Consider the following 20579-nt stretch of genomic DNA (forward strand, 5'->3'; position numbering starts at 1 on the left):
ATAAAACGCATGATTCACTCGCTTGCGCTTCGTGCTGGTATTTTCGATCAAACCGCGGCATTCGCACTAGGGACTCACCGGCAACATGAACCAATCAGACACCTCCGATACCTCGGCAGATCTCTCCCTGAGAGATGCCCAAAATCAAATCGACCGATGGATCCAAACCATCGGCGTGCGTTATTTCGACGAAATGACGAACCTGGCGCAGCTGATGGAAGAAGTAGGTGAGGTGGCCAGAATTCTGTCACGCACCAAGGGCGAACAGTCTTTTAAGCCCGACGACGAACCAGGCGACTTGGCCGACGAACTTGCCGACGTACTCTTTGTCACGCTTTGCCTAGCCAATCAAAGCGGCATCGATCTGACCGCAGCACTGCAACGCAACCTGGAAAAGAAAACGCGTCGCGATGCAGATCGCCACAAGAACAACCCAAAACTCAGCTCGTAAAGGCAAGCTGCTCAGGAGCCACAATCCATTACCTAGTAATGGGATTCGCCAGAATCCCCTTCGCACCGACACACCTGGATTGGGATTCGCCAGAATCCCCACCTGACCGGATTTCTGGCGAAATCCACTACGCCAACTAATGATCAGGCGTCCCTCACCGCTCACCTTCGCATCGGCACACTACTGCTTTGAGATCTTTCCGACCATCTTGGTCACCACGGGCACTCCGTCGATCTCCCGCGAGATTTTCTGCTCCCCGTCAAGCTCCGTCTCGAGATTGATTTTGATCGCGTAGTCACCGTTGGAGCTAGAGATTCCGATCCCGTTGACCGCCTTCCAGCCGCCGTACAGTTCCACCGCTTTTTTCTTCGCTTCACGAGCCTTCTGTAGCTTCTGTGGTGCTGTCATGATTCACTGTCCGCTGGACGGCAATGGGGAATGGAACGACGTTTCCATTGTCGCCGTTGCGTCTCAAAAGACAAGGTCGACCTTCAACGCCGACAAGACATTGTTGATGTCATTGGCGTACGTGGCATCGATATCGTTTCCGGCAAACAATAGCCCCACGGCTTTGCGCTTGCTGTCGACGATCAAGGATCCGCTATCGCCGCCGAGGCTAAAAGGAGCAGAGCCGACCGGTTCTATTTCAATCTGACTATCGAACTCCAAGTCCCCCATGTCAAAACCGACCACCAAGCGATCCAGCTCGATCGCGGAAACACGACCTTTCGTCACCCCGGTTGTTCGTCCGACCTTGAATACCGGTTCGCCGTCTTCCAAGGGATCCGTCCGCACGCCAGTGATTGGACCGAGTGACTCCAGTTCGTTGTAGTAATATTCCATTCCTTCGTCGATCGTCGCCATCGCACAATCAACCAGGTTCCCGCGTTTCTTTAATCGAACAAACTTCGCCAAGTCGCCGACCTTGTCGCGAGGATTTCGGCCACCATCAGCGTCACCTGGCTGCAGGATGTTTGCGCCGACGCGACCGAGATTCTCGTTCGCCAGCACGTGATTATTGGACAGGATAAAGTCCTCGCTACCGTCCTTGGTGACAAAACAACCGAGCGTTCCAGCCGTGATTTGATAGTGACCCACAGAGCCGCCGATGCGTAGCGGGCGATTGAGCGACTGATGCCAGGGAGCTTGCTTGACCACGTTGCCGACGATCTTGACCGACATCTCGCCTTTGCAACGCCGATAGATGTCGTCCAGCACGACTTTGATGCCTTGCGATCGCTCGTGAACGCGGACCGCGAGTTTGAAGTTTCCGTTCTTGCCCGTGATCCCCAAGGCGATCGGAGCCTTGGGCACCGAGACGATCGCCGACGCCGTCACGCCTGCCATCAGGCCTTTTTGCCGCGCGCCCGACAAAGCACTCGCGGCGACCTTGCGCTCGCCGAACAACTGCTCCTTTAACGACACCACCGATGCGTATTTCATGTTTGCCCCTTTTGGTCAATGGTCACCACGTCGATCTAGCCCGGATTATCGACGCGACTCACTATTTTCTGCGCAATACGTTTGCATAAAACAGCTTACGCTGATTGGCACGAAAACAGTCTGCGCATATCAGCCGCCACGCGATAGCGTCCGGTTCTCACGCCTATACTCGGGAACCGGACGCTATCGCGCTGCGGCTGATGAATCATCCGGTCTAGGTAGTAGATTCGCTCCACCCGAAAAGACAATCCTATAGGCTGTGCCACAGGATTGCAAACATTTCTCAACCATTCTCGGCAGATGCGTGTTCTTTCTGCTTTTTGAGGAAACCCAGGACCCCCAAGACCAGCATCACGGCGAGAACACCCAGGGCGATGTTGCCGATTGGGAAGCTTTCGCCCATCGTTTTGCCCATCAGCCCCCATGCGGAACCGAACAGGGCGACGAAGGTTGCGGGGATCATCAACGCATTCCACACCACTCGTGAGGTACCCGTCGGAGCAGCGTTTCCGATGGCACGTTTTGAGTTCATCAGCAACAAGAAGGACAGATAGGCGATCGGCAACATGGCTCCCCCGATCACGGATGTCGGGGTGGCCAACGCCGGTGCAGCTTTGCTCCAAAAGAATGGGCCCAACACACCGACCGCTGGAATGAAGCATCCGATACGGTGCCACATTCCGTCGGCGGGTTTGTCGATCAACTCACAGAATGCAAATCCGTTGATCAGCATCAGGATAATGATGGTCGAAAGCCCCATTCCGAGCACGCCGATTCCGAAAAGTGTTTGTGCGACCGTGGAGCCCACGAGCGGTTCGAGCGTTTCTGCCAAGGCAAAGTTATCACGACCGGTGATCAACGCGGCGACTTCCTTGTCGGCTTGAGGCAACGCGGCGCGGGCGGCGTTGATTTCGTTCATCGCCTCGACGACTTCAGGGGCATCGGCCGGTCCATCCTTGACCGTTTTCAACAACGCTTTGAACGAGTCTCCTTTCTCGTGTGACAGCCGTCTATCGACGTGATCGTAGTAGTCCTTGACGGTCTTGTCGGTCTTGCCCGCTTCCACCAATACCAAGACGTCGCTCGACTTACCATGGAATTGGCTTGCCGCTGCGATCACGACGCAACTGGTGGCCAAGACGAATGGCACGATGAGTCCGATGGACAAGTCATAGATTGCCAAACCACGGTGCTTGGTTCCCCAGCCCTTGCGTAACATCGAGTAGGGCAGCAGGAACGTCATGTTGATGCCGACAGCCGTGGCAAATGCCGTGATGATCCGGTCCTTTTGCAAATTGGCGACGGTCGATGTCCACCAGCCCGCTTGTTCACCCGTTGCGGCGATGGACTCGGTCATCGCAGGCACGGGCTCGAACAAATAGCGAGGGTTGGGAATCAGCCCGGCAAAGATTTTGCCCCAGTCCAATGCGCCTTCCCAAGTCATGGCAAAGACGACGCCAAAGAACGAAAGCACGACGACCCCGACCATTGCTTTGAGGATCAACTCAAACAACTTGATCCCTTTGCTGCCCGAGTTGTAAAACCAGATGACGATCGAAGCGATGACCAGCAAAGATCCAGCGATGATGTGTTTGCCGTACGCCATCTGCTCCATCGACGGAATCAGGTTTTGCTCCACTGCGGCGGTGCCCAATGCGAACTGAGGCAAACACCAGACGATGTTGGCCATCATGGTCGCGATCAGCCATCCCCAGGCCAAAACAGGGCTGATGTGGTTTTTCAGCGTTTGAAAAGGACGCTCGCCCGTCGACAGGGCGACGTAGCTGATGGCGCTGAGCATGATCACGCCCAAGATCATCGCAACGGGTTGCAACCACATCAGTTCGTAACCGCAGAGTACGCCCAGGTACAAAGCACCCGCGAGCGAACCGCCCCCCAACGTGATTGCCCCTTGCAGCCATCCAGGCCCGGAAAGTCGCGTGTATATCGCCGCTTTGCCGAAAAAACCTTTCGACTGTGCGGTTTCCAAAAGCGCGTCTTCGGTCGTTTGCGTGTTCTCGTCGGCCATCAAAGATTCATCCGCTGGGGAAGCGTACGAGGAAGGAAGGAGGTTCGGGAGGCAAATGTTAACCCGAAGCGGCTGTCCGGTGGAGCGTCCTACCGGTATTTCGTGTGAACTGAGGTAGAAGTCATGAAAAAAGCCAGCGATGCCCTTGTGCAGCCCACCGCCGTGGATGAGGTCACGAGTCGCTGCAACGAAAAACATCACGAGGACTCGTGAAGTCACCCACGACAGGCAAACTCATCGCAACATGTTTGCGTGAAACGGCTTGCGAGGATTGGTGCGAAAACAGTCTGCGCATATCAGCCGCCACGCGATAGCGTCCGGTTCTTGCACCTATGCTCGGGAACCGGACGCTATCGCGCCAGCCGCTCATGAACAATCCGGTCTGGTGGTCTGGGACAGCAAGAAGATTAGGGTTTGCCGTAGTGGATCTTGCCAAAGATCCCATCGCTACAGGATCTTTAACAAGATCCACTACCCTAAAGATAAGCTACAGGATCTTTAACAAGATCCACTACCCTAAAGATAAGCTGACCCAGACCACTAGCGTGTCACTCGGATTTCAACAGTTTGACGATTTCCTCGTGGCCCGCATTCTCAGCGAAAACCAGTGCGGATTCCCCGTCATCTTTGTCCACCAATGACCTGTCCGCGCCGGCAGCCAACAAAACCTTGACCACCTCGATGTTGCCCAACGCGGCTGCGGTCATCAACGGTGTGAATCCTTCGCCGCTGTCGATCGCGTTGATATCAGCTCCGGCATCGATCAGAACTTGGACCGTCTCAGGAAACTCGCCACTGGATGCATGGATCAACGGAGTCTTGCCGTCTCGATCTCGTGAATCCACTGTAGCACCCGCCGCCAGCAGTTTCTTGACGATCACGGTGTGGCCGTTGTACGCCGCCATGGCCAGCGCTGTCAGTCCACTGACGTCCGCTTCGTCGACATCCATGTTGCTCTTAAGCACCGACTCGACGACGGACATCTTGCCGTCATGGGCTGCGCTGCGAAATGCGTCCGGGCTGTACATCGAACTGGGTTTCTCTGCAGCGACCGTCTGGGCATCCGCATCAGGAGTTGCCCCGTCGCCGCCCGATACAGGTGTGCTTTGTTTCTCATTCTCTGGCGAACATCCCGACAGCAGCAGAACCAACGAAAGACAGAACGCAGAGCAGAGAGAACGATAGGGAAACACGGCTGGATCTCGATGGTGAGGAAAAAGTGCATGCCGCTGCTCTCTCCGCAGCGCCGCTTTCATCCTACCTCGATTCGGTCGAGCTCAAACCGGGCAAAACTGCCGCCACACCGATTTATGTCGTTTTCCCGACTGCCAAAGTTTTCCTAATGGGCACAACCATTTCCCTTCCCCGCGACCCGGCTCGCCGTTCCGATCCCATGGCTGTTATCGAACCCTCGGCACCGCTAATATTTGCGTCATGACACCGATGATGAAACAGTATCACGAAGCGAAAAAGGCTTGCGGCGACGCACTGCTGTTCTTTCGCATGGGTGATTTCTACGAATTGTTCTTGGATGACGCCAAAAAGGCGGCGGGATTGCTGGGACTGACCCTGACCAGTCGCGACAAAGACAGCGATAACCCCACCGCCATGGCGGGCTTTCCACATCACCAACTGGACGGCTATTTGCGAAAGCTGATCCAGGCGGGCTATCGGGCCGCCGTCTGTGAACAGGTGGAGGATCCAAAAACCGCCAAAGGACTGGTTCGCCGCGAGATCACTCGCATCGTCAGCGCCGGCACTTTGACCGACGACGTGATGCTGGACCCACGCGAAGCCAACTATGTGGCCGCGGTGGTTCTGCAACACAAGAAAGGAGCGGGCAAGAACGCAGGCGAGCCGATGGCCGGGATCGCCTGGGCGGAACTTTCCAGCGGCCGTTTCTACGCGGGCACCTTCCCCCAAACACGCATCGATGACGAACTGGCACGGATCGGGCCTGCCGAAGTCCTGTACCGCGAGGACGACGCACGGTTTTCGATCGATACCACCGCCCCCTGGTCATGGACTTCGCGACCCGCGTGGAGCTTTGCAGAAGACACCGCGCGAGAAACGCTCTGCAAGCAGTTTGCCGTCAACGGTTTGGAAGGCTTTGGGTTTCACGACGAAGACGACGCACCAGCCATCCGCGCCGCCGGTGCCGTGTTGACTTACCTCCAAGACACCCAACCGAGCGGCCTGGACCACTTTCGATCCCTCGCCGCGCACCAACAGTCCGGTGTGCTGCAAATCGATGCTTCGACGCGCCGCAGTCTTGAAATCACCCGAACACTACGCACGGGTTCTCGTTCAGGCTCGCTGTTGGACGCGATTGATCTGACATGCACGCCGATGGGCTCGCGGTTGCTTGCCGACTGGATCGCCGCGCCGTCGATTTCCATCCATTGCATCGAATCACGTCATGAGTCGGTGGCAGAGTTGCTGCGTGATCATGCGTTGCGCACTGACATACGCAACACGCTGAAACAGACGTTCGACATCACACGCTTACTTGCTCGAATCGCAACCGGCCGCACCGGCCCACGTGACTTGCAACAAGTCGCACGGACGCTGGCGGGACTGCCGCAACTCAAAGCTCGACTGGCTGACCGAGCGCCCGAGCGTCTGCAGTTTGTCGAAGCTCACTTGCACCTGTGCCCCAACCTTCGACAACGACTCGAATCCGGATTGGCCGACGAATGCCCCTTGTCAGCCTCAGACGGCAACTTCATTCGACCTGGGTTTGACGAAGAACTCGACGCACTGCGTGAACTGGCCAAGGGCGGCAAACAATGGATCGCCGCCTACCAACAAAAACAGATGGACGAAACCGGCATCTCAAATTTGAAGGTCGGTTACAACAAAGTCTTCGGTTATTACCTCGAAGTCATCAACTCACAAAAGGGCAAGATTCCAGCCGATTTCATTCGCAAACAAACGCTGAAAAATTGCGAACGTTACATCACGCCGGAATTGAAAGAGTACGAAGAAAAGGTGCTGGCGGCAGACGACAAAGCATCTTCACGCGAGCAACTCCTGTTCGGCGAACTGCGCAACGAAACCCACCGACACCTGTCGACGCTGCAGGAAGTCGCCATGGCGATGGCGGAACTGGACGTGCTGACCGCGCTGGCGGAGATTGCCGCACAACGCAATTGGATTCGCCCAGAGATGACGGACGATTCCATTCTGCGAATCGAGGCGGGCCGTCACCCGGTCTTGGATGTGACGCTGCCGCAAGGAGAATTTGTCCCCAATGATTGCGTCCACTCACCCGAGTCCGGGATGATCCTGTTGATCACCGGTCCCAACATGGCGGGAAAGAGCACCTACATTCGCCAAGTCGCACTGATCACGTTGCTCGCCCAAGCCGGATCGTTCGTGCCGGCGGAAAAAGCCACCATCGGAATCGCCGATAGAATCTTTGCCCGCGTCGGAGCAAGCGATGAACTCAGTCGCGGACAAAGTACCTTCATGGTGGAAATGGTCGAGACCGCCAGGATTCTGAACACGGCGACCCCACGTAGTTTGGTCATCTTGGACGAAATCGGTCGAGGCACCAGCACGTATGACGGCCTCTCGCTGGCGTGGGCCATCACGGAACACTTGCACGAACAGATCGGTTGCCGCACGCTGTTTGCAACGCATTACCACGAACTGACTCAGTTGGAGGAATCCTTGCCGCGTGTGGCAAACCTGAACGTGGCAGTCAAAGAGTGGAATGATGAAGTCGTCTTCTTGCACCGAATCGTTGCCGGCGGTGCGGACAAGAGCTACGGGATTCACGTGGCGAGACTCGCCGGCATCCCACGCGTGGTCAACGAACGCGCGAAAGACGTCCTGGCTCAACTCGAAGCCGACCATCGCGACGCGCTTGACCGCCCCACCATTCCGCCCCCAGGCGGCTCAAATTCCAACGGCGGTTCAGGTGGCAGCTATCAACTGACGCTCTTCGGTTTCGCCGATCACCCGGTCCTGACCCAGTTGCAAGATCTGCAACTGGATTCAATGACCCCCTTGGACGCGATGACGTTCTTGCAAAACGCGAAGAACGAACTGAAGCGAAACCCCGCAGTGAAGTAGGAGCATTATCAATCAATGGCGTAGTGGACTTCGACAGAAATCCCACCACCACGTAGCAGCGTCTCTCCGAGACGCTAACCCGGTGAGCGCAGCAAGGAGTCCCCCCATGCGTCCTCGGCAAGCAAACAAAACCTAGCCCGGATCATTCACGCTGGCTCACGCCAGTCATCGCAACACGTTTGCGTAAAACAGCTTGCGCAGATTGGCAGGAAAACACCCTTTTTATTCCCCGCACCGTTGTTGCCATTGGATCGCGTGTGACGGTCCGGATTCGGCATTCGACTTCGGCGATGTCTTCGCTGGGGCAAAATCAGAAGTGAAATCAGGGCTCGAATTGCCGTGCGCTCCGGGCATGCGATACAATCCAAAGGTCGCATCCAGGCGGTACGGTACCGCCATCGGAAGACGACAGAACAAACGGATGCACGGCAGGACTCAAGGCGCCGTCACTCAATGGTCAACTTTCCCGTTCGTCCGCCGTGATCCTGGACGTTCGCCTGGTGAGACGCATATGAATAGCTGGTCACTGTCTTTCTTTGTTTTCGTCGCGGTACTAAATCCAGTTGTAACGACAGCAATATGCCGGGAACCATTACTTAGCGAATCATTCCGCCAAGTTCCCAATCTGCCTTCTGGCTACACTCGCTACACATTGACCATGGCGGACCGTGCAGATGAGGATGAGCTTACTGTCGAAATCTACTGTGGGATCCGCGCAAAGGTAGGCTCCGGTGCCGTTGTGTACGGTGGTGAGTTTCGCGCGAACTTCTTCCGTCCCGTTAAGTATTACCGCGTAACGAAAGTTACCGATTGGGATTCTGCTCCTCTACTTCCGCGAGAGCAATTCGTCCAATCTGATTCGATATTTGTCGCATACGACAGCGATCGAACGGTGGTTATTGATGTTCCGAAGATGACAAACGCAGACGCCACATTCGAGTTGAAATCGCGTGTCCTGAGATTGCAACCTGATCTTGCTGAATCGTGCGACTTGGAACGAAGTGAGGCGGAGGCAATTGCTGAACAGAACAGCAGTGAAATAGGTGAGCAATGACATCTACTCGTTCGCGCATCTACTTTTCGAACCACGTCTTGAGCGTATGAACAGTGGCCGCTCGTCCGGCTCGTGCGATGGAGGTCGTCAGCGGGATTTCTTTGGGGCAAACGGCGACGCAGTTCTGTGCGTTCCCGCAAGCTTGAATTCCGCCGGGGCCGGTTAGTGCGTCCAGTCGTTCCGATGCCAATGCCTTGCCCGTTGGGTGATTGTTGAACAACATCGCTTGCGAGATCGCATGGGGTCCCACGAACGCTTGGTCAAACTCGGCTTGCTCACGTTTGGCGAACTCTTCGGCGCTCTCGCCTTCCTTTTTCTTCAGCTCGATCTTGTTGTACTGTGGGCAAGCATCCAGGCAGCAGCCGCAGCTCATGCACTGGCTGAGTGGATAGTTTTGTTCTTGCGTGGCACGCAACTGACGTTCGCCGGGGCCCATGTTGTAGTAGCTGTCCACGGGCACCCAAGCCTTGACGCGTTGCAAACCGCGGAACAGACGTTTGCGATCGACGATCAAGTCACGGACGACAGGAAATTTGCTCATCGGCTCCAACAACAGTTCGTCCGGGTTGACTTCCAGCAGACGATCCACCAGCGCGCTACAGCTTTGACGCACGCGGCCGTTGATCAGCATGGTGCATGACCCGCAGACTTCCTCCAGGCATCCGCAGTCCCAAGCAACCGGCGCGACTTTATTGCCGTCAGAGGTTCTGCTCAGTGCGGCGATTCGTTGCAGAACGCTGATGACATTCAATTCGGGTTCGTACTTGATTTTGAACAGTTGCCAATAGGGTTCTTGTCCGGGGCCGTCTTGGCGGCGGACGCGAACGTTGATGAACTCAGGACGATTCTTGAGGGAGGGTTCGAGGGCGATCATCCGTCGATCCTTTGCGGGGTTGGGTTACAGTGGGTGTTTTTGAGTTCTGGAGAAATTGTACCACCCGGGCCAGGGGCGGTTTTGTTGTGCGTGAACGCTATCGAGTTGGAGAGTCGAGCGACGATATTCAGGTCGCGGCGTCTGCGTGCTGTTTGGCGTGTTTTTGGGCATCGACTTTGGCCTTGGCACGTTCGTTCCAAACCTCCTCAATTACTTCGGCTCCGACGAGGCCGTACAGTCGAGGTCGAGGCGGAATCAGCGACGTATCGACGTCTTCGTAGGAAAGCTCGGGCTGTTGTGTCTTGGGGTTCCAAGTCGCGATCGTGCTCTTGAGGTATTTTTCGTTGTTGGCCTCAAACGCATCGCACCATTCTTCGGCTTGGCGTCGTCTTTCCACCGGGTCGGTCGCGGTCAGAGAGGGTTTGGTGAACGCGGGTTTGAAGTGAGCACCACGGCATTCGTCGCGAGCCAGGGCGCCTTTGAGAAGGGCTTTGGCGATCGGGAACATGTCCTGGAGAGCTTTGGCAAAGATCACGTTTTGGTTGGACCAACTGCCGGTGTCGGACAAGCTGACTTTCATCGCCCGCTCGTGCAACTCGTTGACTTTCACGATCGCGTCCTCGAGTTGATCGTTTCGGCGGACCACGGTGGCCGCGCGGGTCATGATGTCACCGAGTTCCTGGTGAATCAGGTACGGATTCTCGTCGCTGTCGGGGTTTCCGTTGAGCAAGTGATCATGTCGAGCTTGCTGACATTCCAACGCTCCCTTGAGAACCGACTGGGGAACGTCGGCATGTCCGCTGGATTGGTTTTCGGCGTAGTTGAGGATGCAGGGGCCTGTGAACAGCCCGGAGAAGATGCATGAGAGCAGGGAGTTTGCGCCCAAACGATTGGCACCGTGATAGTGATAGTCGCACTCGCCGATCGCGTAGAGGCCTTCGATATTGGTCATGTGGTTACGAGGCGCGCCGGCTTCCAATCCGCCGTCGTCGCTCTTGACATAGTCTGCCCACAGACCGCCCATGCTGTAGTGCACCGCTGGGAAAATTTTCATCGGCTCAACGCGTGGATCGACGCCTTGGAACTTTTCATAAATTTCCAGGATGCCGCCGAGTTTACGATCCAATTCGGCTTTGGGAATGTGCGTCAGGTCCAAGTAAACGCACATGCGATCGGATTCGACGCTAAGGTTGTCGTTGACACAGATGTCAAAGATCTCGCGGGTAGCGATGTCACGCGGGACCAGGTTGCCGTATTCGGGATAGCGTTCCTCGAGGAAGTAGTAACGCTCGGAATCTGGAATGGTTTTCGGTGCTCGCGGGTCTTGCGGTTTGCGAGGCACCCACACGCGACCGCCTTCGCCTCGCGCCGACTCGCTCATCAAACGCAGTTTATCGCTGCCAGGGATCGCGGTCGGGTGGACTTGGATGAACTCCCCGTTGGCGTAATTCGCACCGGCTTGGAAACATCGGCTGGCGGCGCTGCCGGTGCAGAACACGCTCATCGTGCTGCGACCGTAGATCAGACCGCATCCGCCGGTGGCGACGACGACGGCGTCGGCGGGGAAGGTTCGGATTTCCATCGTCACCATGTCTTGGGCGACGGCACCGCGACAGCGTCCGGTCTCATCTTGGATGGGACCAAGGAAATCCCAAAACTCGAACTTGCGTACCAGGCCCTCGGACTCACGCCGGCGGACTTGTTCGTCCAAGGCATAGAGCAACTGTTGTCCCGTCGTGGCGCCGGCGAACGCGGTTCGTTTGTAAAGGGTTCCGCCGAAGCGACGTCGGTCAATGAATCCTTCTCCGGTTCGGTTGAAGGGAACCCCCAAGCGGTCCATCAACTCGATGACTTTGGGGGCCCAGTACGCCATTTCTTTGACCGGCGGCTGGTGGTTCAAGAAGTCGCCGCCGTAGACCGTGTCGTCCAAGTGTTTCCACTCGTTGTCGCCGAGTTGGCGAGTTTGATCGTTGCAGCTATTAATGCCACCTTGGGCGCACACACTGTGCGAGCGTTTGACGGGGGTCAGACTGATCAGATCGACTTCGACTCCCAGTTCGGCCAATTTCATGGTGGAGGAGAGTCCTGCGAGTCCACCTCCGATGACGACGACGCGATGATTTGCCATGACAACGATCTTGGGTTTTGGAAACGTGTGAGAGCTGCCGGGTATTTTGTCAGCAGATCAATTGGTTGAAGGATGACGAGATTGCGATCAAGACTGACTGGCCGGTTCGCCTGCGTCGGCAGTCACATCGACGGCGGGTTCCGGCTCGGGGCGTGGGCTTCGTTTTTCGGGCATTTCTGGCACCGTGCCTGCTTCCACACCGGCGTCGTACATGCGGTCCTCCACCTCACGCATCTCGATCGCGTCGGCAGCAGTGGGTGAAACCGCAGCCCACCACGCCGATACGGAGATAACCGCCAAGACCAAGCCGAACGCCACACAAACTTTTGTGGCTCGTTGCTGAGCGGCCGGCGAGATCCACAAGCCCCAAGTGATCCCCGAGGTCCAGAGGCCGTTGGCCAAGTGATAGACGCAAGCCAGGACGCCGACCAGATAAATCGGCGGCCAAATGTAGTTGTTCATCGCCAAAACGAGTGAGCTGCCCGCGTTGTAGGGGCTGAAAACGCCCAGACCCAGCGGAGCGATCGCACTGCGCCAAAACTCCGCGTGGAACCAACCGTGCAGGTGCAGCACGTGGAGGAAAAGGTAGAACAATGCGATGACGCCCGTCCAACGCTGCCACTTGTACCGGCGGTTACTAACGAAACCATACCGCCCGGTATTGGACTTGCCCGTTTTAGCAATCCAAACGCCGATCGCCGCATGAAAAATCAGCGGCAATAGGATCGCAAACCACTCGATCAGCGGCAGCAACATCCCGGGGCTGTGAATCAGAAAGACGGCTCGCTGAAACGTTTCCGAGCCGTTGAGCAAGCTGGCGTTGGTGGTCAAGTGAACCACCATATAAAGCCCCAGCGGGATGATGCCGGTGAGCGAGTGCAAGCGTCGGATTGCGAACTCGTGACGCAAAAAGAACGAAGTCTCGGGGGTGGAATCGGTCACTCGATTGATCTTTGATCTGATTGGGTTCGATCTGGTGGGCTGCGGCGTGACGTCAAATGAAGGCGGCCCCGGCCAAACATGCTGCCAGGGCGAATAAAACATTCACGTCACAGATTGTGGTACTTTACGATCGATTGAGGCACGCGACTAGGTCGGCAAATTGACGCTTTTGCCCAAAGAATGGGCTTCGGAGACGGGATGAGTTCTTTGCGGTACACGTTTGGCACCTTCTTGGCCCAGGCACCCCCGTCCGTGTCCGATGCCGTCGCAGAGACGGAGGCTGGCGTCGGGATCGGGATTTGGTGGATCGTTGCCCTGTCGGTCGCCGTGGTTTTGGTCAGCATTCTCGTGTTTCGCTTGCACGCGTTCCTGACGCTGTTGCTGGCCGGATTGCTGGTCGCTTGGCTTTCCAGCCCCACCGCACTGGGCGAATACGCGCAGGCAGAGTTCCAAAAGGGAAACCTTTCGCAAAAACAAGTCGACGCGTTGCCGACCACGTCGGCCGCCACGCGTTTGGCCACCGCCTTTGGCGACACCGCTGGCAAGATCGGCATTTTGATCGCTTTGGCCAGCATCATCGGGCAGTGTTTGCTCGAATCGGGCGCCGCGGCCACCATCGTTGACAGGATGCTCTCGCTGACCGGCCCCCGCAGAGCTCCGGAAGCCTTGGCGGCGAGTTCGTTTCTGCTGGGGATCCCGGTATTCTTTGACACCGTTTTTTACTTGATGGTGCCGCTTGCTCGGTCACTGCGGCAGCGGTTGGGTAAAGACTACGTCCTGTTCATCTTGGCCATTCTCGCGGGCGGCTCCCTGGCACACTCGCTGATCCCGCCGACACCAGGACCGCTGCAGGTTGCGGAGATCATCGGCGTCGACATCGGCGTGATGCTCGGGGTCGGCTTACTGGTGGGCGGATGCAGCAGCGTCATTTCGCTTTTTGCCGCACGCGTGATCAACCGATTGGTCGATGTGCCGCTCCGGTTTTCCGATGACGAATTATCGGATAGTGGCCTATCGGGCAGTGACGCACAGAATGGCGACGAAGACAGTCAATCCCTGGTTTCGCTGGAGACACTGCCAGCGTCCGTACCTGGCTCCGCAAACGGCCCCTCCCTGCTGGCTTCGCTGCTGCCCATCGCCGTTCCCGTTGTACTGATCACGGTCGGTTCGGTGTTGGCCTATCTGATCAAATCCGACCGGGTCATCGCGAGCGGTTGGACGGACTTGTTCAAGTTCACTGGGGACAAGAACATCGCCATCGGTATCGGTGTCCTGCTGGCGTTCGGATTGATGCGTTACGTTCCTGCAGAGAAACGCAAGACTTTGGTGACTCGATCGCTCGGGGCTGCTGGCAGCATTATCTTGATCACCGCCGCGGGCGGCGCCTTTGGGGCGATGTTGCGGCAAGCCGGGATCGCGGGCGCGGTCCAAGACTTGGCGCAAGATGTCCCAGGGTTGTTGCTGTTGCCGGTGGCTTTTGCGGTAACCGCCGCAGTCCGCACGCTGCAAGGCTCGGCGACGGTGGCGATGATCACAGCCGCCGGCGTCCTGCAAGGATTCGTGGCGGGCGAAGGGTTCCCGTTTCATCCGGTCTACCTCGCGATGGCGATCGGCGCGGGCAGCAAGCCGATTTCGTGGATGACCGACAGCGCGTTTTGGGTCATCACGCGAATGAGCGGGATGACGGAAGCAGAGGGATTGAAGGTGATTTCACCCATGAGCACCGCCATGGGTTTTTCCGCGTTAGCGGTCACCATGCTGTTTGCCTGGTTAGTCCCCGGCGTCAACCACTGAATCAAACCAACAGACCTTGTTTTGTACAACGCAATCCGGTGCCCCACGTCCATTGGCGATCGCCCGCGATGTTGAAGGCGTCCGTAATCAGGTTTCCACCCCCGCGAGCGAAAACACATTGATTTCGGCGCGAAAAGGGGAAGGGGGGTTTTTAACGCGACGAAAAGGGGAAGGGGGGTTTTTCAACGCGATCGATCGATGAATGTGTATGCGGGAGTGGTGGGGATTCTGGCGAATCCCATGACGGGGTGTGAGGCTATCGGAGGAAACTTAATAGTCCCAGTGACAACAGGTCGGCGGTTGCTGCGTAGGTGTATTGCAGCAGTGCTTGAGCGTTTTCCATCCTCAGGACCGCGTCGGGGAGATCGGTGGCTTGCACCTCGCTGATCTCGATCTCGACCGACAGCATCAGTGAGTCCACTCGTCCGCCCAGTGTGTCCATCGTTTTGAGCGAGGATGCTTGTTCACCGAGAGCTTCAAAGGCGTTCTCGGCAATGTTGCTCAGTTCACCCAATCGTCGGTCGATCGCCAGGGCGAGGTCCTGGTTCTGCAAACCGCGAGAGTTGCGAAGATCCGATGCTAGTTGTGATAGGATTTGAAAGGCGTTGTCGGTTCCTGGGAACTCGAGGTGATCGACTCCCGTCTTGGTGATCGCTTGAGAGTCGATCGTAACGGCGCCGCCTGACACCGAGTCCACGACGACTTGATTGGAGCTATGATCAATCGCAATCTGCGTGACTCCGTCATCAACACTTAGAAAACCGGTGGACGTGATATCCACCGAGCCATTGAAACCGGCCGTGATGTTGGTGGTGTCGACATAGATGGATTGCCCCAGGCTGCCGGTCACGAGCAGGTTGGTATCGGCTGACGTGAAGGGGACGGCGGGGGCACCGTTCAAGCTGATGGTTCCCGCACTGCCATCGCCGGCGGTTTCGACAATCGTCAGAGTATGCTGGCCAGATGGTCCGATGATGGTATCGCCCGAGGCTGAGTCCGTGCCCGCTGCGATCCCTGATCCGGCGGCATAGGTGGTGATTCCGTGCAAGACGGTCAAGTCCGCTCGACCAACCATTGTGTCGGTTCCTGCCCCCGGCTTTGCACCCGTCAGTCCAAACAATTCAGTGGGTTGTCTGCCGCGACCGCCGAAGATCTCCAGTCCGGTGTAGTAGGTGTCCACGGTGATCGAATCGCCGACACTCGCGCGACTTCGTTCGTTTGATCCATTGTAAATCGCTTGGATTTCACCGCTGGCACCGTCGGGCTCGACAAACGTAAAGGGCGGTGTTTCCGATCGGGTACCGCTGAACAAATACTTGTCGTTGAATCGAGTCAGCGCGATTCCTTTGAGTTGATCCAACAGTCCATCGACTTCTAACGCCAGGGCGGTTCTTTCGTCGTCGTCGTTGGCTTGAACGCCTTGCTGCGCCAGCACCTTTGCCCCGTTGATGACTTGGACAAAGTCCTGCATCTGGCTGACGGACGCATTGAGCAACGAGTTGGCTCGATTGATGGAGCTACGGTCGGCAGACAATTCTTCGTAACGAGACTTGAGCGAAGACACCTGCCTGAATCGGATCGGTTCCTCCGAGGGTCTCTGAAAGCTCAAGCCCGACGAGATCTGTTCTTGATACTTCAGGACATCCAGATTGTGCTTCTGAGAAAAGTGGATGGCGCGAGTGGAGAAGGAGCCTGCTGTGACTCGAAACGTCATATTGGTTACCTTAGGATGCTGAAGAGATCATCGAGGATTTGGTCAGCCGCCTGAATCACGCGTGTTGCTGCTTCGTATGATTTTTGGAACTGTTGTAGATAGACGATTTCTTCGTTCAGATCGACTCCGGAATAGGAATCGCGGTCTTGTTCCAGCCTCAGTTTTAGCGACGAGAGACTGGTGCTCAAGGAAACGTTGGTATTGATCTCAAATCCGATCTCGACGTTGATTTCGTTGATGTATTGAGTGAAGGTGAGGTTTCCGGGCATGCCCTTGTACTGTTCCAGGTCAATGACGTTGAACAGGTTGTTTGTGTCTGCGGGATCTCCCGTTTTGCCCATGGCCAAGCGAGCGGAATTCGATTGCACTTCGTTGCTGACATCGATGGTCGTAGCGTTGACGCCTTGAAAGAACGAGTTAAGCCCCAGGGCGGCGAGGATTCCGGTTTCGTCGGGGTTGGCGGTCACTCGCGAACTAAAGGCATCGCCGTCTGCGACGGTCCCCCGAGACAGTTGAATTTCGATACCGTCGCCGATATCAAGCGGCGTGCCGGCTTCGTATCCTTGCCCGATGTTGATCTGCTGCTTCAGCGTCCCGCTTTCGGAATAGACATTGAGAAAGAGATCGTCGGAGATGCCGACATCACCGGTGCCTTCGATTTCAAATGAGAGTGTTTCGTTGACGGGTCCCGTGTACTGTCCGGCAAACGTCGGCACGCTTGTGCCGGAAAAAGCGGTCAGGTCGGGTTCGGTCTGTACGTTGCCGGTGAAATCAAACTTGTATCCTGCCTCGGCAAAGATTCGGAGTTGCGAGTATTCCGCTTCGACTTCCGCACGCAGATTCGGGATGGCGGATAGTCTTGCCGCGACATCGTCCAAGCTGTCGACGGTGGGGTCGATCGTGATGATCTCTGTGCGTCGCTTGCCGTCGGGTTGCACGATGGAGATGGTCAATTCTCCGGATGCGATAGGAAACACGGGACCAGCATCGTCCAACGGGATATCCGATTGATCGACCACGCGGCTACCCAGAAGGGATTGAAACGAGCCCGCTGTACCGATCCCTGTCGCGTGCACCTGATCGACGTTGCGGATCAGCTCACCTGCGATGGTATCCAGTTTCTCTTGATACTTGGGAATCGTCGAGTTGTAAACTTCCAACAACGCCGCCAGTCGGCCGCTGCCGAGATCTGTGGCACGATCCGAGTCATCGAGCAGGACGACCAGTTCGCCCGTCTCCGTTTCCGACAAGTGAAACTCACTTGCATGGTTGGCCTGTTGAATCGATGCGTTGCCGATCATCAGATTCAATTCGCCGCCGACGTGGTCGTTTCGGGTGATACCGACTGACTCGGCGATCCGGTTCAGCAAGGCGTCACGTTGATCCAGCTCGGTATTGGGGTCCGCCCGCCGTGCTGTGAATGATCGAATCTCAATGTTGATTTCATTGAGCGTCGCCATGTCTTGGTTGAGTGCCGTGATTTCTTCTTGGATCTGAAATTGGACGGCGTTTCGAAGTTGATCGAGTTGCGTCGCTGCGGTACGAATCACGCCTGCCAGACGTTGGCCGGTTTCAATCACCGCGGTCCGCTGTGCTGGCTCATCGGGCGAGGAAGTCAGCCGGCTGACTTCACCAAAGAACTGATCCAACTCAGAATTGATCGAATTGTTCCCGCTGAGCAAGGTGACTTCCACTTGCCGCTCCACTTGCAGCAGTTGATCCACGTTGCTGAGGTCCGAGATCACGTTCGTCAGCGATGCCTCGGTGACTTGGTCGCGCACCCGCTCGATGTAATTGATCGAAACGCCGGTCCCGATTCGGAACTCGCCGTACTCGTTTGCTCGCAACTGTTGAAAGTGAACGTTGCGACGGTGGTAGCCTTCCGTTCCGGCGTTGGCGATGTTGTTCGCAACAACATTGAGCGCGAACTGATTGGCACGTAGGCTCGAGAGTCCGAGGGCAAAGTTGGGCATGATTAACAGGTCCGCTTGTACAAATTGCCGGGGTGCGGTTCGACGGATGTGCCAGTGGGTCCGTACTGGTTTCCGTTAGAATCCGACTGCAGGATTCCGCTGAGATAGCGTCGATGAAAATCGTACGTGTAGAACAAAGACGCCTGAATCTGAATCATTTCGGACTGTGATGCCGATGTGATTTTGATCAGGTTCTGGCGAGACTCGTCCAGGCGGTCTCGGTCGTCAGGCGGCAGGGTTTCGATGAATTCTCGCAAGCTTGTGGTGTCGTCACCTGTTTCTTGCCGGATTTGAGCGAGGACTCTTTTTCGAGACTCGCCGACCTCTGCAGAAATCGTGCGGAGGTTATTAAAAAGTGGCTCCAGTGCATGTATCTCGGACTCTGTTGGTCCGTGCAGGCCGCATCGGCCAAGTAGTTCGCGGGTTCGCGTGTTCAGCTCATTGAGTGACGTGGCCAGATCCGCTTCTCGCGAGAGATGCCGCTGGATCAGCACGATCATTTTTCGGTTGGTGGCCGTTTGCATTGGGATTCCTTGTGGTCGGAGCCGTGGTTCCGATGGCATGGGGATCAAATCGTTTTGGAGACGGTTTCAGCATTGAGAGGCGACTGGGGGCTGGATTCGGACGCCGTCGGCGAGGATCGATCCTGGTTCTTGCTGTATTGCTCCAGCATCATTTCTGCGATGCCGAGCGGTCGCGATTGGGCAAGGTGTTTGCCGATGAACAAGTCGAACATACCGCCGTACGTGTCGCTCGATTCCTCGCCAAAGAATCCCGTTTCGAGGGAGTTTCTCATTTCCTTGACCATCATCGACAAAAAGACGCCTTCGAACTCGGTGCCAACGGATTCCATTCGACTCGCGATCGCGTCCGAAGGGAGATTCGTAACGGTGGCGGAATCAAGCAGTCCTGATGTGAGTCCTCCAGAGATCGGATTCATATTGCTTCCTTGCTGAATAGGTTCTCAAAGTCACTCGATCACGAGCTCTGCTTGTAAGGCGCCTTGGTTTCGCAGAGATGTCATCACACCGATCAGCGTGTTGGGGGATACGGCGAGGGTGTTCAGGGCATTCGCGAGATCACCGACCGTCAGTCCGCCACGCCAGACGTTGTAGGTCCCTCCGCTTTCAAAGATCCCGACATCGCTACGAGGCAGGATCGCGGTCTCACCTCCGGAAAAGGGTGCAGGCTGTGATGCGATGGGTGACTCGCTCGTCGCGATTACGATGTTTTCACTTGCAAAGAGAACGCGAGAGATCTTGACGTTGTGACCCATCACGATAGTTCCAGTTTTTTGGTTGATCACCACGCGGGCAGGTTGGTCGGGCTGTACGCGCACGGATCCGACCATGGAAATGAACGCGGGCAGCGACTGCGAGAATTGCCGAGGCACGACGATTTCCACCGTCCCGGAGTTCAACGCCACCGCGTGATCAGGAAACGCAGCGTTGATCGCGTTCATGATTTGGGTCGCGGTGGAATACGCTTTGTTCCGCAGCACCAGTCGGATGCGTCCTTGTCGAACGATCTGTTCGCAACCGATTTCACGTTCGACGATGGCTTCACAAACGCCGACTGTCGGATGATTCTTTTGCAACGATGCCGCATTACCGCCTGCGGAGACTCCACCGCCGATGATTGGACCTTGGGCTATCGCATAGATCTCGTCATCGATACCACGCAATGCGGTTTGATTGAGTGTTCCGCCACGAAGGCTCGACGCATCGTCAACCACTGAAACCGTGACCAAGATGGTTTCGCCTTTGCGAGCGTAGGCGGGGATTTTTCCAGAGACCACCACGGCGGACATGTTCTTGGTGTTGACCGTACCGACTTGCATGCCGCGACGTAGAAAGTAGTTGGTCGCCATCACTCGCGTCTGCTCAGCTTTGCCGCCTGTGCCACTGAGTCCAAAAACGAGTCCTTCGCCGGAAACGTGGTTGACCCGCTCGCCTTCTAGAAACGTGATGTCCTTGACACGAACCGTATCATCGACTTGCAAGTTTCTCGCTTCGCTGTATTCGGGCAGCGGTGTTTGACCGTGCGCTGGTTGACCATTGATCAACAGTCCGTACACCACTGCGCAGCACAACACTG

General features: G+C 56.5%; 16 protein-coding genes. 4 read left to right on the forward strand and 12 right to left on the reverse strand.

Annotation, left to right across the window (positions count from 1 at the left end; translation table 11 throughout):
- Window positions 1-85 precede the first annotated feature (85 nt).
- Window positions 86-451, forward strand: a complete 366-nt coding sequence (locus Pla52nx_RS21480) for a nucleotide pyrophosphohydrolase (RefSeq protein ID WP_146520735.1) — start codon at window positions 86-88, stop codon at window positions 449-451.
- A gap of 180 nt (window positions 452-631) precedes the next feature.
- Here the strand turns inward: Pla52nx_RS21480 and Pla52nx_RS21485 are convergent, their stop codons facing one another.
- The 4 genes from Pla52nx_RS21485 to Pla52nx_RS21500 form a co-directional block, all read right to left on the reverse strand.
- Window positions 632-859 carry a hypothetical protein gene (locus Pla52nx_RS21485; protein WP_146520734.1) on the reverse strand — a complete coding sequence of 76 codons (228 nt, stop codon included), beginning with the start codon at window positions 857-859 and terminating at the stop codon, window positions 632-634.
- Between the two features lie 63 nt (window positions 860-922).
- Window positions 923-1894: a trypsin-like peptidase domain-containing protein gene (locus Pla52nx_RS21490; protein ID WP_146520733.1), complete on the reverse strand. Its 972-nt coding sequence runs from the start codon at window positions 1892-1894 to the stop codon at window positions 923-925.
- Window positions 1895-2177: 283 nt separating this feature from the next.
- Window positions 2178-3923, reverse strand: coding sequence for a divalent metal cation transporter (locus tag Pla52nx_RS21495; RefSeq protein ID WP_146520732.1), 1746 nt, complete (start codon window positions 3921-3923; stop codon window positions 2178-2180).
- 548 nt (window positions 3924-4471) lie between these two features.
- Window positions 4472-5116: an ankyrin repeat domain-containing protein gene (locus Pla52nx_RS21500; RefSeq protein WP_197454688.1), complete on the reverse strand. Its 645-nt coding sequence runs from the start codon at window positions 5114-5116 to the stop codon at window positions 4472-4474.
- A gap of 241 nt (window positions 5117-5357) precedes the next feature.
- On the opposite strand from Pla52nx_RS21500, the gene mutS reads away from it, so the two are divergent.
- Window positions 5358-8003: a DNA mismatch repair protein MutS gene (mutS, locus tag Pla52nx_RS21505; RefSeq protein WP_146520730.1), complete on the forward strand. Its 2646-nt coding sequence runs from the start codon at window positions 5358-5360 to the stop codon at window positions 8001-8003.
- Between the two features lie 511 nt (window positions 8004-8514).
- Window positions 8515-9057: an ecotin family protein gene (locus Pla52nx_RS21510; RefSeq protein ID WP_146520729.1), complete on the forward strand. Its 543-nt coding sequence runs from the start codon at window positions 8515-8517 to the stop codon at window positions 9055-9057.
- Window positions 9058-9076: 19 nt separating this feature from the next.
- On the opposite strand, the gene sdhB is transcribed toward Pla52nx_RS21510, so the two are convergent.
- The 3 genes from sdhB to Pla52nx_RS21525 form a co-directional block, all read right to left on the reverse strand.
- Window positions 9077-9931, reverse strand: coding sequence for a succinate dehydrogenase iron-sulfur subunit (gene sdhB / locus Pla52nx_RS21515; protein ID WP_146520728.1), 855 nt, complete (start codon window positions 9929-9931; stop codon window positions 9077-9079).
- 127 nt (window positions 9932-10058) lie between these two features.
- Complete coding sequence (gene sdhA / locus Pla52nx_RS21520) at window positions 10059-12059, reverse strand: succinate dehydrogenase flavoprotein subunit (RefSeq protein WP_146520727.1); 2001 nt, start codon at window positions 12057-12059, stop codon at window positions 10059-10061.
- A gap of 87 nt (window positions 12060-12146) precedes the next feature.
- Window positions 12147-13001 (reverse strand): succinate dehydrogenase cytochrome b558 subunit, encoded by an 855-nt coding sequence (locus Pla52nx_RS21525; protein ID WP_146520726.1) that lies wholly within the window; start codon window positions 12999-13001, stop codon window positions 12147-12149.
- Window positions 13002-13199: 198 nt separating this feature from the next.
- On the opposite strand from Pla52nx_RS21525, the gene Pla52nx_RS21530 reads away from it, so the two are divergent.
- Window positions 13200-14795 carry a GntP family permease gene (locus tag Pla52nx_RS21530; protein ID WP_231742046.1) on the forward strand — a complete coding sequence of 532 codons (1596 nt, stop codon included), beginning with the start codon at window positions 13200-13202 and terminating at the stop codon, window positions 14793-14795.
- Window positions 14796-15051: 256 nt separating this feature from the next.
- Here Pla52nx_RS21530 and flgL read toward each other — a convergent pair whose 3' ends face one another.
- Genes flgL through Pla52nx_RS21555 form a run of 5 tightly spaced genes read right to left on the reverse strand, consistent with a single transcriptional unit; the run spans window position 15052 to window position 20577 of the window.
- Entirely contained in the window at window positions 15052-16509 is a 1458-nt protein-coding gene (gene flgL / locus Pla52nx_RS21535; RefSeq protein ID WP_146520725.1) for a flagellar hook-associated protein FlgL, read from the reverse strand.
- 5 nt (window positions 16510-16514) lie between these two features.
- Window positions 16515-18482 carry a flagellar hook-associated protein FlgK gene (gene flgK / locus Pla52nx_RS21540; protein ID WP_146520724.1) on the reverse strand — a complete coding sequence of 656 codons (1968 nt, stop codon included), beginning with the start codon at window positions 18480-18482 and terminating at the stop codon, window positions 16515-16517.
- 2 nt (window positions 18483-18484) lie between these two features.
- The gene (locus tag Pla52nx_RS21545; protein WP_146520723.1) at window positions 18485-19006 is read right to left on the reverse strand and encodes a hypothetical protein; all 522 of its coding nucleotides are present in this window, start codon (window positions 19004-19006) and stop codon (window positions 18485-18487) included.
- A gap of 44 nt (window positions 19007-19050) precedes the next feature.
- The gene (locus Pla52nx_RS21550; protein WP_146520722.1) at window positions 19051-19422 is read right to left on the reverse strand and encodes a rod-binding protein; all 372 of its coding nucleotides are present in this window, start codon (window positions 19420-19422) and stop codon (window positions 19051-19053) included.
- A gap of 30 nt (window positions 19423-19452) precedes the next feature.
- Window positions 19453-20577, reverse strand: a complete 1125-nt coding sequence (locus Pla52nx_RS21555; protein WP_197454687.1) for a flagellar basal body P-ring protein FlgI — start codon at window positions 20575-20577, stop codon at window positions 19453-19455.
- Window positions 20578-20579: the final 2 nt, after the last annotated feature.

It is taken from the genome of Stieleria varia, from assembly GCF_038443385.1.
GTDB classification, from domain to species: Bacteria; Planctomycetota; Planctomycetia; order Pirellulales; family Pirellulaceae; genus Stieleria; species Stieleria varia.